17 protein-coding genes are annotated in these 17,943 nt (G+C 57.0%); 1 reads left to right on the forward strand and 16 read right to left on the reverse strand.

Features of this window, described 5'->3' with window-relative positions:
- Nucleotides 1–17 precede the first annotated feature (17 nt).
- The 13 genes from putP to FDP08_RS04895 all read right to left on the reverse strand — a co-directional run bounded on the left by putP (nucleotide 18) and on the right by FDP08_RS04895 (nucleotide 13,887).
- Nucleotides 18–1,508: a sodium/proline symporter PutP gene (gene putP, locus FDP08_RS04835; protein ID WP_137434879.1), complete on the reverse strand. Its 1,491-nt coding sequence runs from the start codon at nucleotides 1,506–1,508 to the stop codon at nucleotides 18–20.
- 212 nt (nucleotides 1,509–1,720) lie between these two features.
- Nucleotides 1,721–4,900, reverse strand: a complete 3,180-nt coding sequence (gene putA, locus FDP08_RS04840) for a bifunctional proline dehydrogenase/L-glutamate gamma-semialdehyde dehydrogenase PutA (RefSeq protein WP_137434880.1) — start codon at nucleotides 4,898–4,900, stop codon at nucleotides 1,721–1,723.
- Nucleotides 4,901–5,103: 203 nt separating this feature from the next.
- On the reverse strand, nucleotides 5,104–5,883 hold the full coding sequence (locus FDP08_RS04845) for an AraC family transcriptional regulator (protein WP_137434881.1): 780 nt from the start codon (nucleotides 5,881–5,883) through the stop codon (nucleotides 5,104–5,106).
- Between the two features lie 67 nt (nucleotides 5,884–5,950).
- Complete coding sequence (tmk, locus tag FDP08_RS04850) at nucleotides 5,951–6,583, reverse strand: dTMP kinase (protein ID WP_137434882.1); 633 nt, start codon at nucleotides 6,581–6,583, stop codon at nucleotides 5,951–5,953.
- On the reverse strand, nucleotides 6,580–7,647 hold the full coding sequence (mltG, locus tag FDP08_RS04855; protein WP_137434883.1) for an endolytic transglycosylase MltG: 1,068 nt from the start codon (nucleotides 7,645–7,647) through the stop codon (nucleotides 6,580–6,582). The genes tmk and mltG overlap by 4 nt, the downstream gene beginning before the upstream one ends.
- Before the next feature lie 5 nt (nucleotides 7,648–7,652).
- Nucleotides 7,653–8,471 (reverse strand): aminodeoxychorismate lyase, encoded by an 819-nt coding sequence (gene pabC / locus FDP08_RS04860; RefSeq protein ID WP_137434884.1) that lies wholly within the window; start codon nucleotides 8,469–8,471, stop codon nucleotides 7,653–7,655.
- Nucleotides 8,472–8,479: 8 nt separating this feature from the next.
- On the reverse strand, nucleotides 8,480–9,727 hold the full coding sequence (gene fabF, locus FDP08_RS04865; RefSeq protein ID WP_137434885.1) for a beta-ketoacyl-ACP synthase II: 1,248 nt from the start codon (nucleotides 9,725–9,727) through the stop codon (nucleotides 8,480–8,482).
- Nucleotides 9,728–9,846: 119 nt separating this feature from the next.
- Complete coding sequence (gene acpP, locus FDP08_RS04870; RefSeq protein WP_007154069.1) at nucleotides 9,847–10,080, reverse strand: acyl carrier protein; 234 nt, start codon at nucleotides 10,078–10,080, stop codon at nucleotides 9,847–9,849.
- Nucleotides 10,081–10,212: 132 nt separating this feature from the next.
- Nucleotides 10,213–10,956, reverse strand: a complete 744-nt coding sequence (fabG, locus tag FDP08_RS04875; RefSeq protein WP_137434886.1) for a 3-oxoacyl-ACP reductase FabG — start codon at nucleotides 10,954–10,956, stop codon at nucleotides 10,213–10,215.
- A 9-nt stretch (nucleotides 10,957–10,965) separates the two neighbouring features.
- Nucleotides 10,966–11,907 carry an ACP S-malonyltransferase gene (gene fabD, locus FDP08_RS04880; protein ID WP_137434887.1) on the reverse strand — a complete coding sequence of 314 codons (942 nt, stop codon included), beginning with the start codon at nucleotides 11,905–11,907 and terminating at the stop codon, nucleotides 10,966–10,968.
- A 128-nt stretch (nucleotides 11,908–12,035) separates the two neighbouring features.
- A complete protein-coding gene (gene plsX / locus FDP08_RS04885) occupies nucleotides 12,036–13,037 on the reverse strand; it encodes a phosphate acyltransferase PlsX (RefSeq protein WP_257791948.1) in 1,002 nt (333 codons plus the stop codon).
- 43 nt (nucleotides 13,038–13,080) lie between these two features.
- Nucleotides 13,081–13,260, reverse strand: a complete 180-nt coding sequence (rpmF, locus tag FDP08_RS04890; protein ID WP_041333767.1) for a 50S ribosomal protein L32 — start codon at nucleotides 13,258–13,260, stop codon at nucleotides 13,081–13,083.
- 72 nt (nucleotides 13,261–13,332) lie between these two features.
- Complete coding sequence (locus tag FDP08_RS04895; protein ID WP_137434889.1) at nucleotides 13,333–13,887, reverse strand: YceD family protein; 555 nt, start codon at nucleotides 13,885–13,887, stop codon at nucleotides 13,333–13,335.
- 163 nt (nucleotides 13,888–14,050) lie between these two features.
- On the opposite strand from FDP08_RS04895, the gene FDP08_RS04900 reads away from it, so the two are divergent.
- On the forward strand, nucleotides 14,051–14,674 hold the full coding sequence (locus tag FDP08_RS04900; protein WP_137434890.1) for a Maf family protein: 624 nt from the start codon (nucleotides 14,051–14,053) through the stop codon (nucleotides 14,672–14,674).
- On the opposite strand, the gene FDP08_RS04905 is transcribed toward FDP08_RS04900, so the two are convergent.
- The 3 genes from FDP08_RS04905 to rluC are packed head-to-tail and all read right to left on the reverse strand — an operon-like array spanning nucleotide 14,654 to nucleotide 17,479.
- Nucleotides 14,654–15,706 carry a S49 family peptidase gene (locus FDP08_RS04905; protein WP_137434891.1) on the reverse strand — a complete coding sequence of 351 codons (1,053 nt, stop codon included), beginning with the start codon at nucleotides 15,704–15,706 and terminating at the stop codon, nucleotides 14,654–14,656. The two genes, FDP08_RS04900 and FDP08_RS04905, sit on opposite strands and share 21 nt — an antisense overlap.
- Before the next feature lie 25 nt (nucleotides 15,707–15,731).
- The gene (locus FDP08_RS04910; RefSeq protein WP_137434892.1) at nucleotides 15,732–16,379 is read right to left on the reverse strand and encodes an HAD family hydrolase; all 648 of its coding nucleotides are present in this window, start codon (nucleotides 16,377–16,379) and stop codon (nucleotides 15,732–15,734) included.
- A 50-nt stretch (nucleotides 16,380–16,429) separates the two neighbouring features.
- Entirely contained in the window at nucleotides 16,430–17,479 is a 1,050-nt protein-coding gene (gene rluC / locus FDP08_RS04915; protein WP_228263235.1) for a 23S rRNA pseudouridine(955/2504/2580) synthase RluC, read from the reverse strand.
- Nucleotides 17,480–17,943: the final 464 nt, after the last annotated feature.

Consider the following 17,943-nt stretch of genomic DNA (forward strand, 5'->3'; position numbering starts at 1 on the left):
GCTATGCGCCCGTTGCATCAGCGAGTGATGTGCTGATATTCACCAGCATCTGCAGTCACACTGCTCACCGCCAGGATCGCAATGAAGGAAAGGAGGAAGCCAGGAATGATCTCATACACACCCGGGCCACCCATGAACTCACCGTTCCAGCCCAGTGAAATCCAGATCATAACGGTAGCAGCACCTACAACCATACCAGCGATGGCGCCCGCGCCGTTGGTGCGCGACCACATCAGCGACAGGATGATCAGCGGGCCAAAGGCGGCACCGAAACCTGCCCAGGCGTTACTGACCAGAGCCAGAACCTGAGAATCCGGGTCGGAGGCGATTACGGCAGCAACCAGACCAACCAGTACAACACAGATCCGGCCAACAAATACGCATTCCTTGTCGTCGGCTTCCTTGCGCAGGAACAGACGATAGAAGTCTTCAGTCAATGACGATGAAGACACCAGAAGCTGGCTTGAAATGGTACTCATGACTGCGGCAAGCAATGCAGCATAGAGGAAACCGGTGATCAGCGGATGGAACAGCAGGTTCGACAGAATGATAAAGATGGTTTCCGGATCTTCAACATCCAATCCATTGCGAATGGCGTAGGCCCGGCCGAACACGCCCAGAGAGACGGCACCAATCAGGGAAATAGTCATCCAGCCCATCCCGATGTTACGAGCAATAGGTACTTCTTTCAAAGTGCGAATTGCCATAAAGCGCACGATGATGTGGGGCTGACCGAAATACCCAAGCCCCCAGGTAACCGCAGACAGCCAGCCTATAAAGGTCAGTCCCTCCGTCCACGACAGTAGCGTGGGGTCGACTTCATTCAGAGTCTGTGAAGCCTGGGCGAAACCACCGCCACCTTCACCAAAGAGCACCACCGCCGGCATAATCACCAGCGCCAGCATCATGATACAACCCTGGACAAAATCCGTCATGCTCACCGCCAGGAAACCACCAACAACGGTGTAGGCCAATACGACACCCAGCGTGATGACAATACCCACTGCGTAATCACTCAAACCACCGAAGTTGAAGATTCCGGCAAACGCACTTTCAAACAGCTTGCCGCCGGCAACCAGGCCGGACGCGGTGTAAACCGCAAAGAAAATAACGATAACGATCGCGGATACCGTTCTCAGCGACAGTGCCTGAGTCGGGAACCTGTTCGCCAGGAACGACGGAATGGTGATCGCATTACCATAGTGAACCGTCTGTTCACGAAGCCGTGGCGCCACCAGGGTCCAGTTAAAGAACGCACCCACAAGCAGGCCGATACCGATCCAGGCCGAACCCAGGCCCGATGCAAACAGCGCCCCTGGAAGACCCAGAAGCAACCAACCACTCATGTCTGATGCCCCGGCCGATAGCGCCGCCACCTTTGGACTGAGTGCTCGCCCACCCAACATGTAATCTTCGGATGAAGACGTAGCTCTGCGCATTGCATAAACGCCGATGGCGATCATGAGCGCAAAATAAAGAAATAGACTTATCCAAACACCAATAGCCATGAAACTCCTCCAGTTCAATAGGACGGATCTGACTCCGACCGGTTGGTGCGCTTACCATGTTCAAACCGGTAGCCGCACGCTTTGTTTTTTTAATGCTTCTTCTTGCCCAAGTGATGAGGCGCTACTGCCTATAGCGCCAGCCTCCGCATCGCAATGCCTACCTCCTTATCCGTCAGTTTTCGTTCCGCCCTGCTTTAAGAGCATAGCGCCGTTTACACCTTTTCGATTCCAAGAGACAGCAACGAGGCATTCCCCCCCACGGCTGTCGTGTTGATCGTACGGGTTCTCTCGGTGGCGAACCGCAGCAGATAATGCGGACCGCCGGCTTTCGGGCCGGTGCCCGACAAGCCCCGACCACCAAAGGGCTGAACACCGACAACCGCACCGATCTGATTCCGGTTGACGTAGGTATTGCCCACTTTCACGCGCTGTTCAATATACGCAGCTGTGGATTCGCTGCGGCTGTGAATTCCCAGCGTAAGGCCATACCCGGCTGAGTTAATGTCGTCAATAACCTCATCCAGTTTCTCTGCAGTGTAGTGGACAACGTGAACAATAGGCCCGAAATGTTCCCTTTTCAGCTCATTGATGCCCGAAATTCCGTAGGCCGATGGTGCTACGAAATACCCTGACTGGCAGGTTTCAGGCAGTGGCGTACTGGCAATGAAGCGGGCGCCCTTGTCCAGCTCCGTCAGATGCGACTGCAGACTGGACCGTGCTTCGTCATCAATCACCGGCCCGACATCGGTACTGTGCAGCTCCGGATTACCAACCGACAGCTCCTGCATGGCGCCTGCCAGCAAGGTTTCCATTCGCTCGGCCACATCCTTCTGAATATAGAGCACACGCAGTGCCGAGCAGCGCTGCCCTGCACTGGCAAAGGCGGACTGGATCACATCTCTGACCACCTGCTCCGGTAACGCACTGCTGTCCACAATCATGGCATTCTGCCCGCCCGTCTCTGCGATCAGGGGCACAATGGCTCCCTCGCGCTGAGCAAGGGCACGATTGAGGACATGCGCTACCTCTGTAGAACCGGTGAAGGCGACGCCGGCAATCCTGGGGTCCGGGGTCAGTTTGCCGCCGATTGATGCACCATCACCGGGTAAAAGTTGAATCACGTCAGGCGGGAATCCGGCCTCGAGCATCAGCTCAAAAGCGCGGCCTGCCACCAGGCTTGTCTGTTCCGCCGGTTTGGCAATGACTGTATTACCCGCAACCAGGGCTGCCATGATCTGGCCGGTAAATATGGCCAGCGGAAAATTCCAGGGACTGATACAGAGAAATACGCCACGCCCTTCCATGTAGAGTTCGTTGCTCTCTCCCGTTGGCCCAGGCAAGGCCATGGCGTCGCCGAACCGGGCCCGCCCCTGAATGGCGTAATAACGACAGAAATCAACAGCTTCACGAACCTCATCGATGCCATCCTGCATGGTTTTACCGGCTTCACGGCAACAGATTGCCATGAGTTCTTCCATGTGGGATTCCATCAGGTCCGCGAATGTTTCCAGGCACCGGGCACGATCACCCACAGGGCGATCCCGCCAACCGGGGAAGCCCGCAGCAGCCACATCAAGCGCTTCAGCCGACAGGGCCTCGGTGCTCCAGTAGACATGCCCCACGGGTCGGGTTGTGTCGAAGGGCGCGGTAATTTCCCTGGGGCTTCCTTCGCGTCTTTTCTCACCCCTGATCACCGGGGCTGCTTCCCAGCCGGATTCCGACCACTGGGCAAGATGGTTCAGCAGCGGATCAAGATCGGCGGCAACGTGAATATTCATACCCCTGGAATTACGACGCTCATCGCCATAGATATGAGTTGGCGCCGGAATCCGGTCATTGGGCAGTGAATCGTATTTCTGGAGTTCGTGAACCGGATTCTGAATCAGGTCTTCAATGGGGGTCGCCGCATCCACCAGACGGTGTACAAAGGAGGAATTGGCGCCGTTTTCCAGGAGGCGACGCACCAGATACGGCAACAGATCCTTGTGGGCGCCAACCGGAGCGTAAATGCGCACGGGGATATCGTTCTCCGCGAGGATACTGTTGTAAAGCGCATCACCCATACCATGGAGGCGCTGGAACTCGATCCGGCGGCGCTTGCTCTTTGCCATGGCCAGCACCGAGGCAACGGTGTGGGCGTTATGACTGGCCAGCTGGGGATACAACGCTCCTTGGGTATAGTCACTCAGCAGGAATCGAAGGCACGCCAGATAGGACGTATCGGTGGCTTCCTTGCGGGTGAATACCGGGTAACTTTCCAGCCCCAACTGCTGGCAGATCTTGATTTCGGTGTCCCAGTAGGCACCTTTGACCAGCCGGATGGGAATCTCATCACCCTGCTCCCTGGCCAGCTTTGTCAGCCAGCACAGAACCGGCAGCGCCCGCTTTGAATAGGCCTGGATAACCAGCCCGAAGCCGCCCCACCCTCTGACCACGGGGGAGCTGAACACCCTTTCGAACAACTTTAGTGAGATTTCCAGACGATCCATCTCTTCGGCGTCGATGGTAATCGACACCTTGTTCTCCCGGGCGAATTCCAGAAGACCCGTCAGTGTGGCACCGAGTTCCTGCAGAACACGCTCTTCCTGGGACACTTCGTAGCGGGGATGCAGCGCGGAGAGCTTGATGGAAATCGAGGGTGCCGGGGCCTTGCTGCCGGGATAGGTGTCGTTTCCGACCGATGCGATGGCATCCCTATAATCCTTCAGGTAGCGGGCGGCATCGTCGCTGGTCATTGCCGCTTCGCCCAGCATATCGAAGGAATAGCTGTAGCCCATGTCGCGGTATTCCCGGGCGTTCTTCAGTGCCTCATCAATATCGCGGCCGAGAACAAACTGTTTGCCCATAATGGCCATAGCCTGGTACATGGCACTGCGAATGACCGGCTCACCGCTGCGCTTGACCAGGCGTCGCCAGATGCTGGAGGGCGAACCGTCAAGGCGCTTGTCCATTTTGACCACCCGCCCTGTCAGCAGAAGTCCCCAGGTAGAGGCATTGACGAGCGTGGACTCACTGCGACCAACGTGTTTTTTCCAGTCGGCGTCGGAAAGTTTGTCCTGAATCAGGGCATCGGCAGTGTATTTATCAGGAATACGCATCAATGCTTCCGCCAGACACATGAGCAGGATGCCTTCCTGGGTATCCAGGCTGTACTCCTGAAGGAGTGCATCGATCATATGGACGGAATCGTCCTGGTCCCGGACCTTTTTAATCAGGCTGGTAGCCGTCTCGGTGACGGCGCGATGCTCTGCAGCATCACTCTGGGCCAGGGGAATCAGTTCATTAAGGTAGCGCGCTTCATCAACGGCGTAGTTGGCGATGATTCCCTGCCAGAAAAAGGATTTTGGCTGTTCCTGAAATGCAGGCTCTAACACCTTGCTTGCATTGAACATGTCCGCGCCTCGTCGATGGCACCGGCTACCAGCCGAATACCCGGATTTATTATTCTGTTTGGGTCAGACAACACGCACGAATCAATCCAGCGCCCTGACGATGACCAGCTACCTCCATAAGTTAGTATTACTACGGATCACAGGCTTACAAAATCCTACGATTTTTTTGTAAATTCATCCGAAAATGGTCGTTTTTTAGCAAATCAGGCAACTTTGCCATCAATTCGTAGTCTGGAAGGTGTTGTGCCCTTGTGTTTTCGGAGGGCATTGGTGAGCGCACTCTGTGAGGAGAATCCAGTTCGGTAACTGACTTCCGACACTGACAGCGGGGTCATTGTCAGCAGCTGTACAGCCTGGTCAAGGCGGGTCTGCAGCAGGAACTGATGTGGCGTCACGCCAACCACCTCCCGGAACATTTCATGAAAACGGCTGACACTGAGGCAGGCAACCCCGGCAAGATCGTTGACAGTTATCTTACGCTGGATGTTTTCCATGATATAGCGCCGGATCGTATCCGGGCTTATGGCATGGCGATTCTGGCGAACTTCGCGGCCGTCATTCAAGCGCTCGGCCATACAGTGCAGGATACTCGCGCCCATGTGGTGCTTCATGCCCTCGTTTTCAGGCGAGCGATCAAACTCTCCGGCGACAAACTGCACCAGTCCCTGCAATTTGCTATCCAGCACCAGCGTGCGTGGCCGTTCGAATAGCGGGGCCAATGTTTCGTATTCACTGTGAGCAGGACTGTTGAAGGCTGGCACGTAAGGATCGAGATTGATCACCAGAACGTGATTCTGGAGGTCGCCACAGTAATCATGCCTGGCTTCGGTGGGCACCAGGCATGCACGCCAGGTATCCAGGTGGGAACCGGTTCCGTCTACGCTGAGATCGGCTTCGCCGCGAACCCCGACAACAATCTGGTGGTGTTCATGGCGATGGTGATGAGAAGCCGTTGGAAGCTTGAGCAAGCGTGCGTTCAACATACCCGCGACCCGGAGGATGATTGAGAATGTTACTCAATTAAAGCAGAACATCGCGCAACATGCACGATCAGGACCGACTGACCAGCCGGTTAATCAGACTGGTAACGTCGCGGCTGACCGCTTCCAGCGGCTGTGCCGCATCCACTATATGATATCGGCCATGGTCTGCTGCAGCCCGCTCGAGATAGGTCCGGCGAATGCGTTCGAAGAACGCGACGGCTTCCTGCTCAAACCGGTCCAGCTCGCCCCTGTGACGGGCGCGCGTCATCCCGGTTTCTACTGGCGCGTCCAGCAGAATCACCTGGTCCGGCCGAAAGCTCCCCTGCACCAGGTTTTCCAGAAGGGCGATACGCTCTGCAGGCACACCGCGCCCTCCTCCCTGATAGGCAAAGGTGGCGTCGGTAAAGCGGTCACACAATACCCAGCGCCCGGCCTCCAGCTCCGGAAGTATGCGTGTGTGAAGGTGCTGCGCACGAGCCGCGAACATCAGCAGCAACTCGGTCATGTCATTGACTGGCTCGTCCCTGGGAGCCAGCAGAAGCTCGCGAATGGACTCCGCCATGGGCGTGCCGCCGGGTTCCCGGGTCACGGTATAGTCAACACCGAGCGCCTTCAGGGTAGCCGCCGCATTTGCCAGTTGAGTGGACTTACCAACGCCTTCGGTGCCCTCAAAGGTAATGAACTGCCCGCGCCCGGTCATTGCTCAGCTTCCCCGGTTTCAGGTGCCGGGACAGGTGCCGGCGACGAGCGGTAGTCAGAGCGGCGGTTGAGCTGGAATTCCCGCACGGCCTTCTGATGCTCCTGCAAGGTCCGGGAAAACTTGTGGGTGCCGTCACCGCGTGCGACAAAATACAGAGCATCACCATCGGCCGGGTTCAGTGCAGCGTGAATCGCTTCCTGTCCGGGCAAGGCTATGGGTGTGGGTGGCAGGCCATCGATGCGGTAAGTGTTGTAGTCAGTGCGGGTTTGCAAATCGCTGCGGGTGATTCGGCCCTGATAATTCTCCCCCATGCCATAAATCACCGTTGGGTCCGTCTGCAGCCGCATGCCTTTCTCCAGGCGGCGGACGAAAACACCCGCTACCTCTTCACGTTCGTGGGCGGCACCGGTTTCACGCTCGACAATCGAGGCCATGATCAGTGCTTCGTAAGGCGAATCATAAGGCAGGTTTTCAGCTTTGGACTCCCATTCAGCGGCCAGCACTTCTTCCATCCGTTCGAATGCGCGGCGCAACAGATCGAGATCGGATTCATTACTGGTAAACAGATAGGTATCCGGGAAGAACCGCCCCTCAGGATGCTCGCCTTCAGCCCCCATGGCTTCCATGATCTGATCGTCGGTCCAGTCCGTGGTTACTTTCTCAAGTCGTTCGCTGGCTTCCAGCGCACGGCGCATATCCCGGAAGGTCCAACCTTCGATGAACTGGATCTGCCAATGCTTGGTGGCGCCGGCTACCATCATCGAAATCATGTCCAGCGCACTCATTCCGGCGGTGAATTCGTACTCCCCGGCTTTCAGGCGAGTCTGGTCCGGGAAGAGCCTGCCATGGATCTTCAGCCACAGGCTGTCACCTGCAAGACCTTCCTCCTCGAGCTTGCGGGCAACCTGCCCGTAACCACTACCTGAGGGAACACTGAACAGCACCGGCTCGGTCAGTGCTACCGGTTGCTCAAGGGTCTGGAGACCCTGCCATACCCAGAGGCTACTGCCGGCAACTGCCAGAACGAGGAGGCAAAAAAGACTGATTAATAACTTCTTGAACAAGCTCTTTATTCCAATGTTTGCAGAGGGTCGCAGATTGTCTCAAGCCCGCAATCCACTGGCAAATCAACACCACTCATTATGCGAACAGGAACAATACCCACAACGCTGTTGGTCAGATAAAGCCCCCGGAAACCGGGCAACGAGAGGATGGAAGGCGGAACGGTTTCCTCGCGGATCTCGTGTCCGGTTTCCCTCAGACAATCAATCAGATACTTTCGCATTACACCTGCTACCGCAAGACTCCCGGCAGGTGGGGTAAGCCATTTATCACCGTGCCGGACAAACAGATTTGTCCGTGTGCCCTCAACCAGGTTCCCTGCTGAATCCCGCATAATCAGCTCGAACTCCTTACCGGTAAACTCGCGGCTTGCCATAACCTGTTCCAGCCGGTTGAGCGTTTTGATACCGGCCAGTTGTGGATTCACGGTCAGCGGAAATCGCGAACAGTCTGCCACAACCCCGCCATTGTCGGGGAGCGCCGGCATGGCTGATACGGACACAATCAGGTGAGGCTGGCAGATCTCGGGCAAGCGATACCCCCGCCCCCCGTTGCCGCGGGTAAGAATGAGCTTGAGCACCCAGTCGAAGCCTTCAAAACCGGATTCGTAATCGAACCCGGCCTGCGTTATTGCGGCATCCAGGTCACGACGGTCAACCGGTATGCCCAGCCGAGCGGCATCCGCCACCATCCGGTCCAGATGGAGCCGGCGCAATACTGCCTGGCGACCGCGCATCCGGATGGTTTCAAACAGGCCGTCACCATAGGCTAGTCCGCGATCGGCTGCGGGAATGTCACTGCTGTCAGCCCGGATAACATTCAGCACAAGCTTGCTCAGTCCTCGTAGCGCCGGAAAATCAGGGTACCGTTGGTTCCGCCAAACCCGAAGGAGTTTGACAGGGCAACCCGAACGTCCGCCTTGCGGCTTTTTCCGGCGACAAAGTCGAGGTCACAGCCATCATCCGGCTCATCCAGGTTGATGGTGGGAGGCAGGACACCGTCGCGAATCGACAACAACGAGAAAATGGCCTCAACGGCCCCTGCCGCGCCGAGGAGATGTCCGGTCATGGACTTCGTGCTGCTCACAGACAATTTGTAGGCGTGGTCGGCAAACACCGACTTTACGGCGGCTACTTCGGCTACGTCACCCACCTGGGTGGAGGTGCCGTGAGCGTTGATGTAGTCGACCTTGTCGGGGTCAAGTCCGGCATCGCGGATGGCATTTCTCATCGAACGGGCCGCACCCTCGCCATTTGCTGGCGGGGAGGTGATGTGAAAAGCGTCGTCACTCATGCCAAATCCGATGACTTCCCCGTGGATAGTTGCGCCTCTGCGCTTGGCATGCTCAAGTTCCTCAAGCACCACCACGCCGGCGCCATCACTGAGTACAAAACCATCCCTGCCAGAGTCCCAGGGCCGGCTTGCCTTTTCCGGCTCGTCATTGCGAGTGGATAATGCCCTTGCCGCCGAAAACGCGGCGATGGAGCTGCGAGTGGTCGCCATTTCCGACCCACCAGCCAGCATCACATCCGCATCACCATAGGCGATGGTACGGGCGGCATAACCGATATTATGGGTGCCCGTGGTGCAGGCGGTCACGATGGCAATGTTGGGGCCCTGGTAACCAAAGCGAATGGCGACATTACCGGAGATCATGTTGATCACAGACGCTGGCACAAAAAAAGGCGACACCTTTCTGGGCCCCGACTTCTCCATGGTAATTACCGTCTTTTCGATATATTCAAGACCGCCGATACCCGAGCCGATGGCAACCCCCACCCTTTCCCGATCAAGGTCAGCATAGTCTTCCAGACCGCTGGCATTGACTGCCTGCTGGGCTGCAATGAGACCATAATGAATAAATGGGTCGAGCTTCCTGGCGTCTTTGGTGGACAGGTAGGATTCCATATCCAGATTTTTGATACCGCCGCCGATCCGTGTGTTGTATCCGGTCGTGTCGAACCGGTCGATTTCGGTGATACCACTGCGCCCGGCCAGGATACCCTCCCAGGACGAATCCACATCATTGCCCAGTGGTGACAGCATTCCCATGCCTGTTATCACAACACGTCGTTTAGCCATATCCCCTTCACCTGAAGTCTTTTCCGGTACTGGTATAAAAAATGCCAGCCAATAAAAAAGCCGCCCATTGCAGTATCACATGGACGGCTTCTTGCCTGGCGTAAAAAACGTGCTGAGTATCAGGTGTGCGCGACGATGTAGTCGATCGCGTCCTGAACACTCGCCAGCTTTTCCGCTTCCTCGTCCGGAATCTCGGTCTCGAACTCTTCCTCGAGTGCCATGACCAGCTCAACGGTGTCCAGTGAGTCAGCGCCAAGGTCCTCTACAAAAGAAGATGTGTTCTGAACTTCGGACTCTTTCACGCCCAACTGCTCACAAACGATCTTCTTAACGCGCTCTTCAACTGTACTCATAATGTCCTCACTTTTGTGTCAACCAAGCAACTTAAGTGCTGCCAGTTTAGTTTAAACCATACCTGCAAACAAGCAGGGGTTCCATTCAAACATGTTGTGCAACAAGGGTTTGCGCACATGCCCCCGCAGGGGCTATCCCATGTACATACCGCCATTGACGTGTATCGTTTCGCCCGTCACGTAACCGGCGGCCTCCGAGGCCAGGAAGGCAACAACCGCTGCCACTTCTTCCGGCTCACCCAGACGACCGGCAGGTATGACTTCCATCATAGCCTCGCGTTGCTTGTCGTCCAGTTTTCGGGTCATATCCGTGTCAATAAATCCCGGGGCAACACAGTTTGCGGTGATGCCCCGGTTCGACATTTCTTTCGCCAGGCTACGGGTAAAGCCCTCTACACCGGCCTTGGCAGCACAGTAGTTGGCCTGCCCGGGATTACCCATGCCGGCCACTACGGAGCTGATATTGATAACCCGGCCCCATCGGGCCTTTGCCATGCCACGCAATACAGCCTTGCTGGTGCGATAGACACTCGACAGGTTGGTTTCAATCACAGACGACCAGTCGTCGTCCTTCAGGCGCATCAACAGGTTATCACGGGTGATCCCTGCGTTGTTGACCAGGATCACCGGGGTGCCGGCTTTTTCATTCACTTCCTTCAGCCCGGCGTCGATGCTGTCCGGGTCGGCGACGTTCATTACAATACCGAAACCCTTCGCACCCGCGGCTTTCAGGTCGGCCGAGATAGACTCCGCACCCGCTTCACTTGTTGCGGTGCCAACGACTGTTGCGCCCTGATCAGCCAGCGCTCTGGCGATGGCTTTACCGATTCCACGGGTTGCACCGGTTACCAGTGCAGTTTTGCCTTCAAGAGACATGTAATGCTCCTATCCTTTCTGTCCGAATGCCTCTGACGCCTTTGCCAGGGCATCCGGCTCCTCAATTCCATAGACCGACAGGTCACGATCGATCCGCTTTGCCAGGCCAGCAAGCACCTTGCCGGCGCCGCACTCTACCGCGATCCCGACTTCATTAGCCACCAGCTCGCGGATTGTGTCTGTCCACAACACTGGAGAGTATAGCTGCTTGACCAGATTGCTCTTGAGTGTGTCGCTATCCCGGGCAACAGTCGCTGTGACATTCTGAACCACGGGAATGACAGCATCGTTAAAACTGACTTCATCAAGTGCTGCTGCCAGCTCCTCTGCAGCACCCTTCATCAGCGCACAGTGGGACGGCACACTCACCGGCAGAGGCATTGCCTTGCGCGCACCTCGAGCCTTGCAGGCCTCGATAGCACGCTCCACTGCAGCAGCAGAACCGGCAATCACCACCTGGCCAGGCGCATTGAAGTTCACGGCACTAACCACATCACCATTGGCGGCCTCTGAACAAGCCGCGATAACCTCGTCATCCTCCAGACCGATAATCGCCGCCATCTTGCCTTCACCGGCCGGCACAGCTGTTTGCATGAGCTCACCGCGTAAACGCACCAGCTTGATGGCATCAAAGAAGTTCAGGCTTTCGGCCGCCACCAGGGCGCTGTATTCCCCAAGGCTGTGTCCGGCCAGAAAATCAGGCGCCTTACCACCGGCGACAAACCATTGCCGCCACAGCGCAACACTGGCGGTAAGCAGGGCGGGCTGTGTCACCGTGGTCTGGTTCAGCTCCTCTGCCGGGCCATGCTGGCACAAGTGCCAGAGGTCATACCCCAGTAGGTCGGAGGCTTCCGAGAAGGTTTTTTCTATGATCGGCCAGCTCTCGGCTGCTGTCGCCAGCATGCCTACAGACTGCGATCCTTGTCCGGGAAAAATAAAAGCTGATTTCATAGCGCGAATCTTACCGTTAATGAGGGGTTACGGGAGATTAGCCAATAGTACAACTCCGGGGCCGGTACAGCCAATCTGGCAAATATGGGAAGAGACTTTAGTCTCAGAGGGCTTTCGCAGAGGGACATTCAGAACATCAGGTCATCGAGACGTTCATTGATGCGGATGGGCACTTCCAGCTCTACCTCGAGTACAGCCTGACGAATCGCTGCCAGCATGGCGCGCTCATTCGCATTGCCGTGACTCTTGATCACTACGCCCTGGAGCCCGAGAAGGCTGGCGCCGTTATGGCGCGAAGGGTCCATCAGCCTGAGCAGACGCCCGATCATCGGACGGGCCAGCAAGCCGACAAATTTCCCGTAAAGGGTTTTGGTGAATGCCTGCTCCAGCAGTTCAATCAACAGTCCGGCAACACCCTCGCCGGTCTTCAGGGCGATATTGCCAACGAAGCCATCACAGACCACCACATCAGCGACATCCCTGAACAGGTCACTACCCTCGATATACCCGATGTAATTGATGGTATCGCACTGGGCCAGCATATGAGAGGCAAGCCGCACCTGCTCATTACCCTTGATCTCTTCCTCGCCGACGTTCAGCAGTGCCACGCGCGGCTCGGGCTGATTGCAGATGGCCGACGCCATCAGCGACCCCATCAAGGCATACTGATAGAGATTTTCCGCCGTGGAATCCACGTTGGCACCCAGGTCCAGCACGTGGCAGCGGCCCCGCAGAGACGGGATCAGTTTGGCAATTGCGGGCCGCTCGATACCCGGATACATGCGGATAACAGACCGCCCGAAAGCCATCAGCGCGCCGGTATTACCAGCACTGACGCAGCCCTGGGCAACGCCATCACGAACCAGCCCAAGGGCAACGGCCATGGAGGAATTGCGTTTATGCCGAAGCGCATGGGAGGGCCGCTCATTCATGCGCACCACATCAGCCGCCTCGACAATGCGAATTCGAGAGTGGCCCTCATGCAACAAAGCCTCGAGTTCGCTCCGGATTCCCACCAGAACAAGACTCAAGGCTTCGTTTTCTTTCACCGCATCCAGTGAAGCGGAGACCACCACGGCGGCTCCGCGATCACCACTCATGGCGTCAATCGCGATGGTGACCGGCTTCACCGTTCCTCCATCTCGCACTGGCGGGTGGGGTGCTAGCGACGATTTACTCGTCGCTGGCCTCAATTACCTGCTTGCCACGGTAAAAACCGTCTGGCGAGACATGGTGACGACGATGCACTTCACCAGTGGTGGTGTCAGTGGACAAAGCTGCAGTGCTCAGGGCGTCGTGTGAGCGACGCATACCGCGCTTTGAGCGGGTCTTTCGGTTCTTCTGTACAGCCATGGTTATGCTCCTGACCTGATAAACGTGTGTTCGTGAAATTCGCGCCGGCTTTCTGTGAAAAACGACGCCTGATTAGTGTTTCTTCGTCTTGAGATCCGCCAGCACGCTGAACGGATTGTCTTCAGACTTTTTCACCGGCTCTTCACCGGAATTATCCGGCTCGAAGGCTTCCAGTTCCTCCCTGGCGGGACATTCGTCGCGCTCATGAAGTGGGAACGGAGGCAGAACCAGCAGCAGCTCGTCTTCGGTCATGGACCACAAATTCGCGCTGAAATCGTCTGTCAGAAACGGTTCAAGTTCCTTGGGCAGCTGTTGCGCCTGCTCATCGCTGGTTACCAGCCCCAGCGTAAAGCTGGAAACCAGCGTTCTCTGCATGGGCCCCATGCAACGCTGACATTCCAGGATTACCGGCGCTTCCAGCTCGCCTGTTACCATGCGCCGGCGCTCACTGTCCATGGAAAATGACAGCTCTACACGGCACACCGCACCGTCCTCAAATCCGTAAACGGAATCACCAAAGCGAGACAATGCCTTCAGAGGAATTTCTCCCTCCAACACAATGTTTTGCTCTGCCAAACGATAAGGATCGACAGTTTTGGGAAGCTCGGCGTTTGAGGCATTTGACATAGGCGCGCAATTTTAGGGGCCCGACGCGCTGCTGTCAAAGACTTCATGCGTATTTGACCAGGGGTTACACCGGGGATAGGTGTATTCTACGATAATAGCGTCGAAACGGGGCCCGCCCCGACCACTTATCACACATATCACCGCCCTTTCTTCAAGGAAGCTCATGACCCCGCGCCCACTCCTGCTTGCCTCCTCATCGCCCTACCGGCGACAACTGCTGACAAGGCTCGGCTTGCCGTTTGAAGCGGCGTCACCGGATATCGATGAATCGCCTGCCAGGAACGAAACGGCTGAACAGCTGGCTACACGGCTGGCCGAAAGCAAGGCCAGAGCGCTTGCAAAGGCCTGGCCCGGGCACTGGATTATCGGCTCGGACCAGGTTGCCTGCCTGGAGGATGGCACCCTGCTGAACAAGCCGGGAAACCATGAGTGTGCCGTGCAGCAACTTGCTCGCAGCAGTGGCCAGCGGGTTTCCTTCTTGACCGGCCTGGCGCTGCTGGATGCCAGTTCAGGACAAATACAGATCCACTGTGAGCCTTTCCATGCCCATTTTCGGGGCCTCAGGCGAGAGGAGATCGAGAATTATCTGCATACGGAGCAACCCTATGACTGCGCCGGCAGCTTCAAAATGGAAGGCCTGGGTATCGCGTTATTCAGTCAACTGGAGGGCAGAGACCCCAACAGCCTGGTGGGCCTGCCCTTGATCGCACTGACTGACATGCTGCGCAACTGGGGGCTGAATCCGTTGCTCCAGCCCCCTGTCACATCAGCGAAGCTCGAGCCTTGACTCGGTAACGTAGCGGGCAATGCCGCTACCCACCGACACGCCGAACTGATCCACAATATCCTGCAATGGCGATTTGCGGCGGCTGTAATCCACAAGGTCTTCCTGGCCGATCACCTGCCTGGCTACGTGGGACGAGCTGCCCAGGCCATCAATAAGGCCCAGTTCCAGCGCCTGCTCACCGCTCCAGACCAACCCTGAGAACAGGCGCTCATCATCGGCGAGGCGATCGCCGCGGCCCTCACGTACACTTTCGATAAACTGTCCGTGAGTGGTTTCCAGCACGCTCTCCCAGAACTGAACCTCTTCCTCTTCTTCCGGCGAGAATGGATCGAGAAACGCCTTGTTCTCGCCAGCGGTATAGAGACGGCGGTCAACCCCGATCTTTTCCATTATGCCGGTAAACCCAAAGCCACCGGCAACCACACCGATGGAACCAACCAGGCTGGCTTTGTCTGCGTAGATTTCATCGGCGGCGGCCGCGATGTAGTAAGCGCCGGACGCGCCTATGTCGGAAATAACAGCGTACAGTTTTTTATCCGGATACTCGTCCCGCAGGCGGACGATTTCATCGTAGATGTACCCCGACTGCACAGGACTTCCGCCCGGGCTGTTAATCCGCAGAATAATAGCCACCGAATTTTCAGCCTCAAAGGCATTGCGCAGAGCACCAACAATATTGTCCGCACTGGCCAGCTCATCTGCGGCAATAGTGCCCTCCACTTCCACAAGAGCCGTGTGCTTGCCCTTGGTGGCAGACTCCAGGGCTCCGCCAAAGGGGAACTGAATCATGAGCAACAGCGCGAAAAGATATCCGAACGTCAGCAGCTTGAAGAAAATTCCCCAGCGCCGACTCTTTCTTTGTTCCGACTGGAGAGACATCACCAGCTTTTCAATCAGTTTCCAGTCGCGGGCGGATTCCGGTGGTATTGCCGGCGACTTGCGGCTCCCGGACCGCTTGCCCGCATCCTTCTCCGCCCCGCTCTCTGGCTCACTTCCCCAGCCCGGATTCCTGTCTGACTCCCAATCACTCATTGATGCATCCTGTTACTGTTTCAGTTCAGAGGCCAAGTACGTCCCGCAGATCCTTTACAGAATCAACGATCGCATGTGGCGAATAGTGCCCCAGCACATCCCGCTTGTGCACACCCCACTCCACGCCGATGGAGGGCATGCCGATGCGCTGCGCCATCTCGAGATCGTACCGGGTATCACCAATCATTACCGCCTGGGACGGCTCGATGCCATAAAAGCGGATAATCTCGACCAGCATGGCCGGGTCCGGTTTGGAGCGGGTTTCATCGGCGCAGCGGGTAATGTCGAAATGAGTGCCGAGACCACTTGAAACAAGTGCGCCCTCAAGGCCGCGGCGACTCTTGCCAGTGGCAACGGAGCAGCCACGCCCGCCACCGCGCAGATCGGCCAACACATCCGCCATCCCCTCGAAGACATTCTGCGGGGTGGTGGTCTTGGAAAAGAAGTAGCGGGCGTAACCCTCGCGGATGGTGTTCATTTCCTCGCGACTGATACCCGGATAGAGCTTTTCCAGCGCTTCGATCATACCCAGGCCAATAATATCCCGGTAGGCTTCACGCTCAAGCTCCGGGTAACCCAGTTCGGTGGCTGCCTGGTGAAGGCTGTCGGCGATGTGGTCGACGGAATCCACCAATGTTCCGTCCCAGTCAAAAATTACGACCTTTACGTCCATTCTTACTACCCTGCTGTGATCATGCTACACGTACTTGGCAGCACAACCGGTTATTCGGATGCCTTCCGACGCGCCGTCAGCCTGGCTATGGTATCGCCAAACGCCTTGTCATAAGGCGCCTCCAGATGAACAGCTTCGCCGGTTGAAGGCAATGTAAAGTCCAGCGACCGGGCATGCAGCATCAATCGCTGGCCACCAGCGGAGCGGAAAGCCCGAAGACTCACATCATCCATATACTTGTCATCCCCGGCAATCGGATGACCCGCCCAGGCACTGTGCACACGAATCTGATGGGTCCGCCCCGTTACCGGAGAGGCTTCCACCAGACTGTACCCACTGTAGAATTCCAGACACCGGAACAGCGTGAGAGACTCCTTGCCGGCACTGTCTACCCGTACCCGGCGTTCACCTGAGCCCAACTCAAAGCGCAATAGCGGTTCGTCAACCCGCTTGACCGACGGCGACCAGTCCCCGGCTACCAGCGCATGATACCTCTTACGGATGCGCTTATGGCGCAATTCATCCTGAAGATAGCGCAACGCCGAGCGCTTTTTCGCCACCATCACAAGGCCGGAGGTGTCGCGGTCCAGGCGATGAACCAGTTCCAGGAACTTTGACTCGGGCCTTGCTGCCCTGAGCACCTCGATCAGGCCAAAATCCAGGCCGCTGCCACCATGAACGGCGATGCCGGAAGGTTTGTTCACCACCAGCATCTCATCGTTCTCGAAAATGACCGCATCCTGCATCACCCCCTGAACACGGGAACCGGGCACAATCTGCTCAGGTTTTTGCTTACGGGTGACGGGGGGAATGCGCACTTCATCCCCGGTGTTCAGGCGGGTGTCAGGCTTGACCCGCCCCTTGTTCACCCGCACCTCGCCCTTGCGGATAATGCGGTAGATGATACTGCGCGGCACATCCCGGATCTGCGCCATCAGGTAATTGTCTACCCGCTGCCCGGCGTTGTCCTCATCCACCACCACTTTTCGCACCCCCTGCTTCACCTCTGCATTCCGGGTGCCGGGCGCCTGACTGCTCCGCGCATCCCTGCCTGGGCGGGGGGAGGAAGAAGCGCGTTTCTGCCTGGGAGATCTGGACATGATTACCTTACCGCCGAAAAGCCTGCGGGATTGAAGGGTATGACAAATACTGTTATATTCCGGCGTGCTTTACCGTTTGTCTACGGCCTGGCCAGTATGTCAGAAGCCGGAGCGGCAGAAGTATACCGACACTATTTGAGAGTTTGAACGCCGAAAGCCCAATCATTACCGGGCACGGCGACCGAATCCTCCCGGGTTGAAACGGAAGAAGCCGAGAACGGCAACTGACCGGGCGCCGGGAGAACATGAAACCGTACGGAAAACCGTCGGGCGACATCGCGAAGAATCTTTACCAGCACGCAGGGCCGGGCCGTCCAGCTTACGAATACGACGTGAGACCCAGGCACCCGCGTGAACCTGAAAACGGATAACATGCGTCAACAGACATTAACCCTACACGACACCTCCCTGCCTTCGGGCAGGCGAACTGTCGGCGGTGGCCTCGGAACCCCGGGAAGACTTCC

This window comes from Marinobacter panjinensis, assembly GCF_005298175.1.
GTDB lineage: Bacteria > Pseudomonadota > Gammaproteobacteria > Pseudomonadales > Oleiphilaceae > Marinobacter > Marinobacter panjinensis.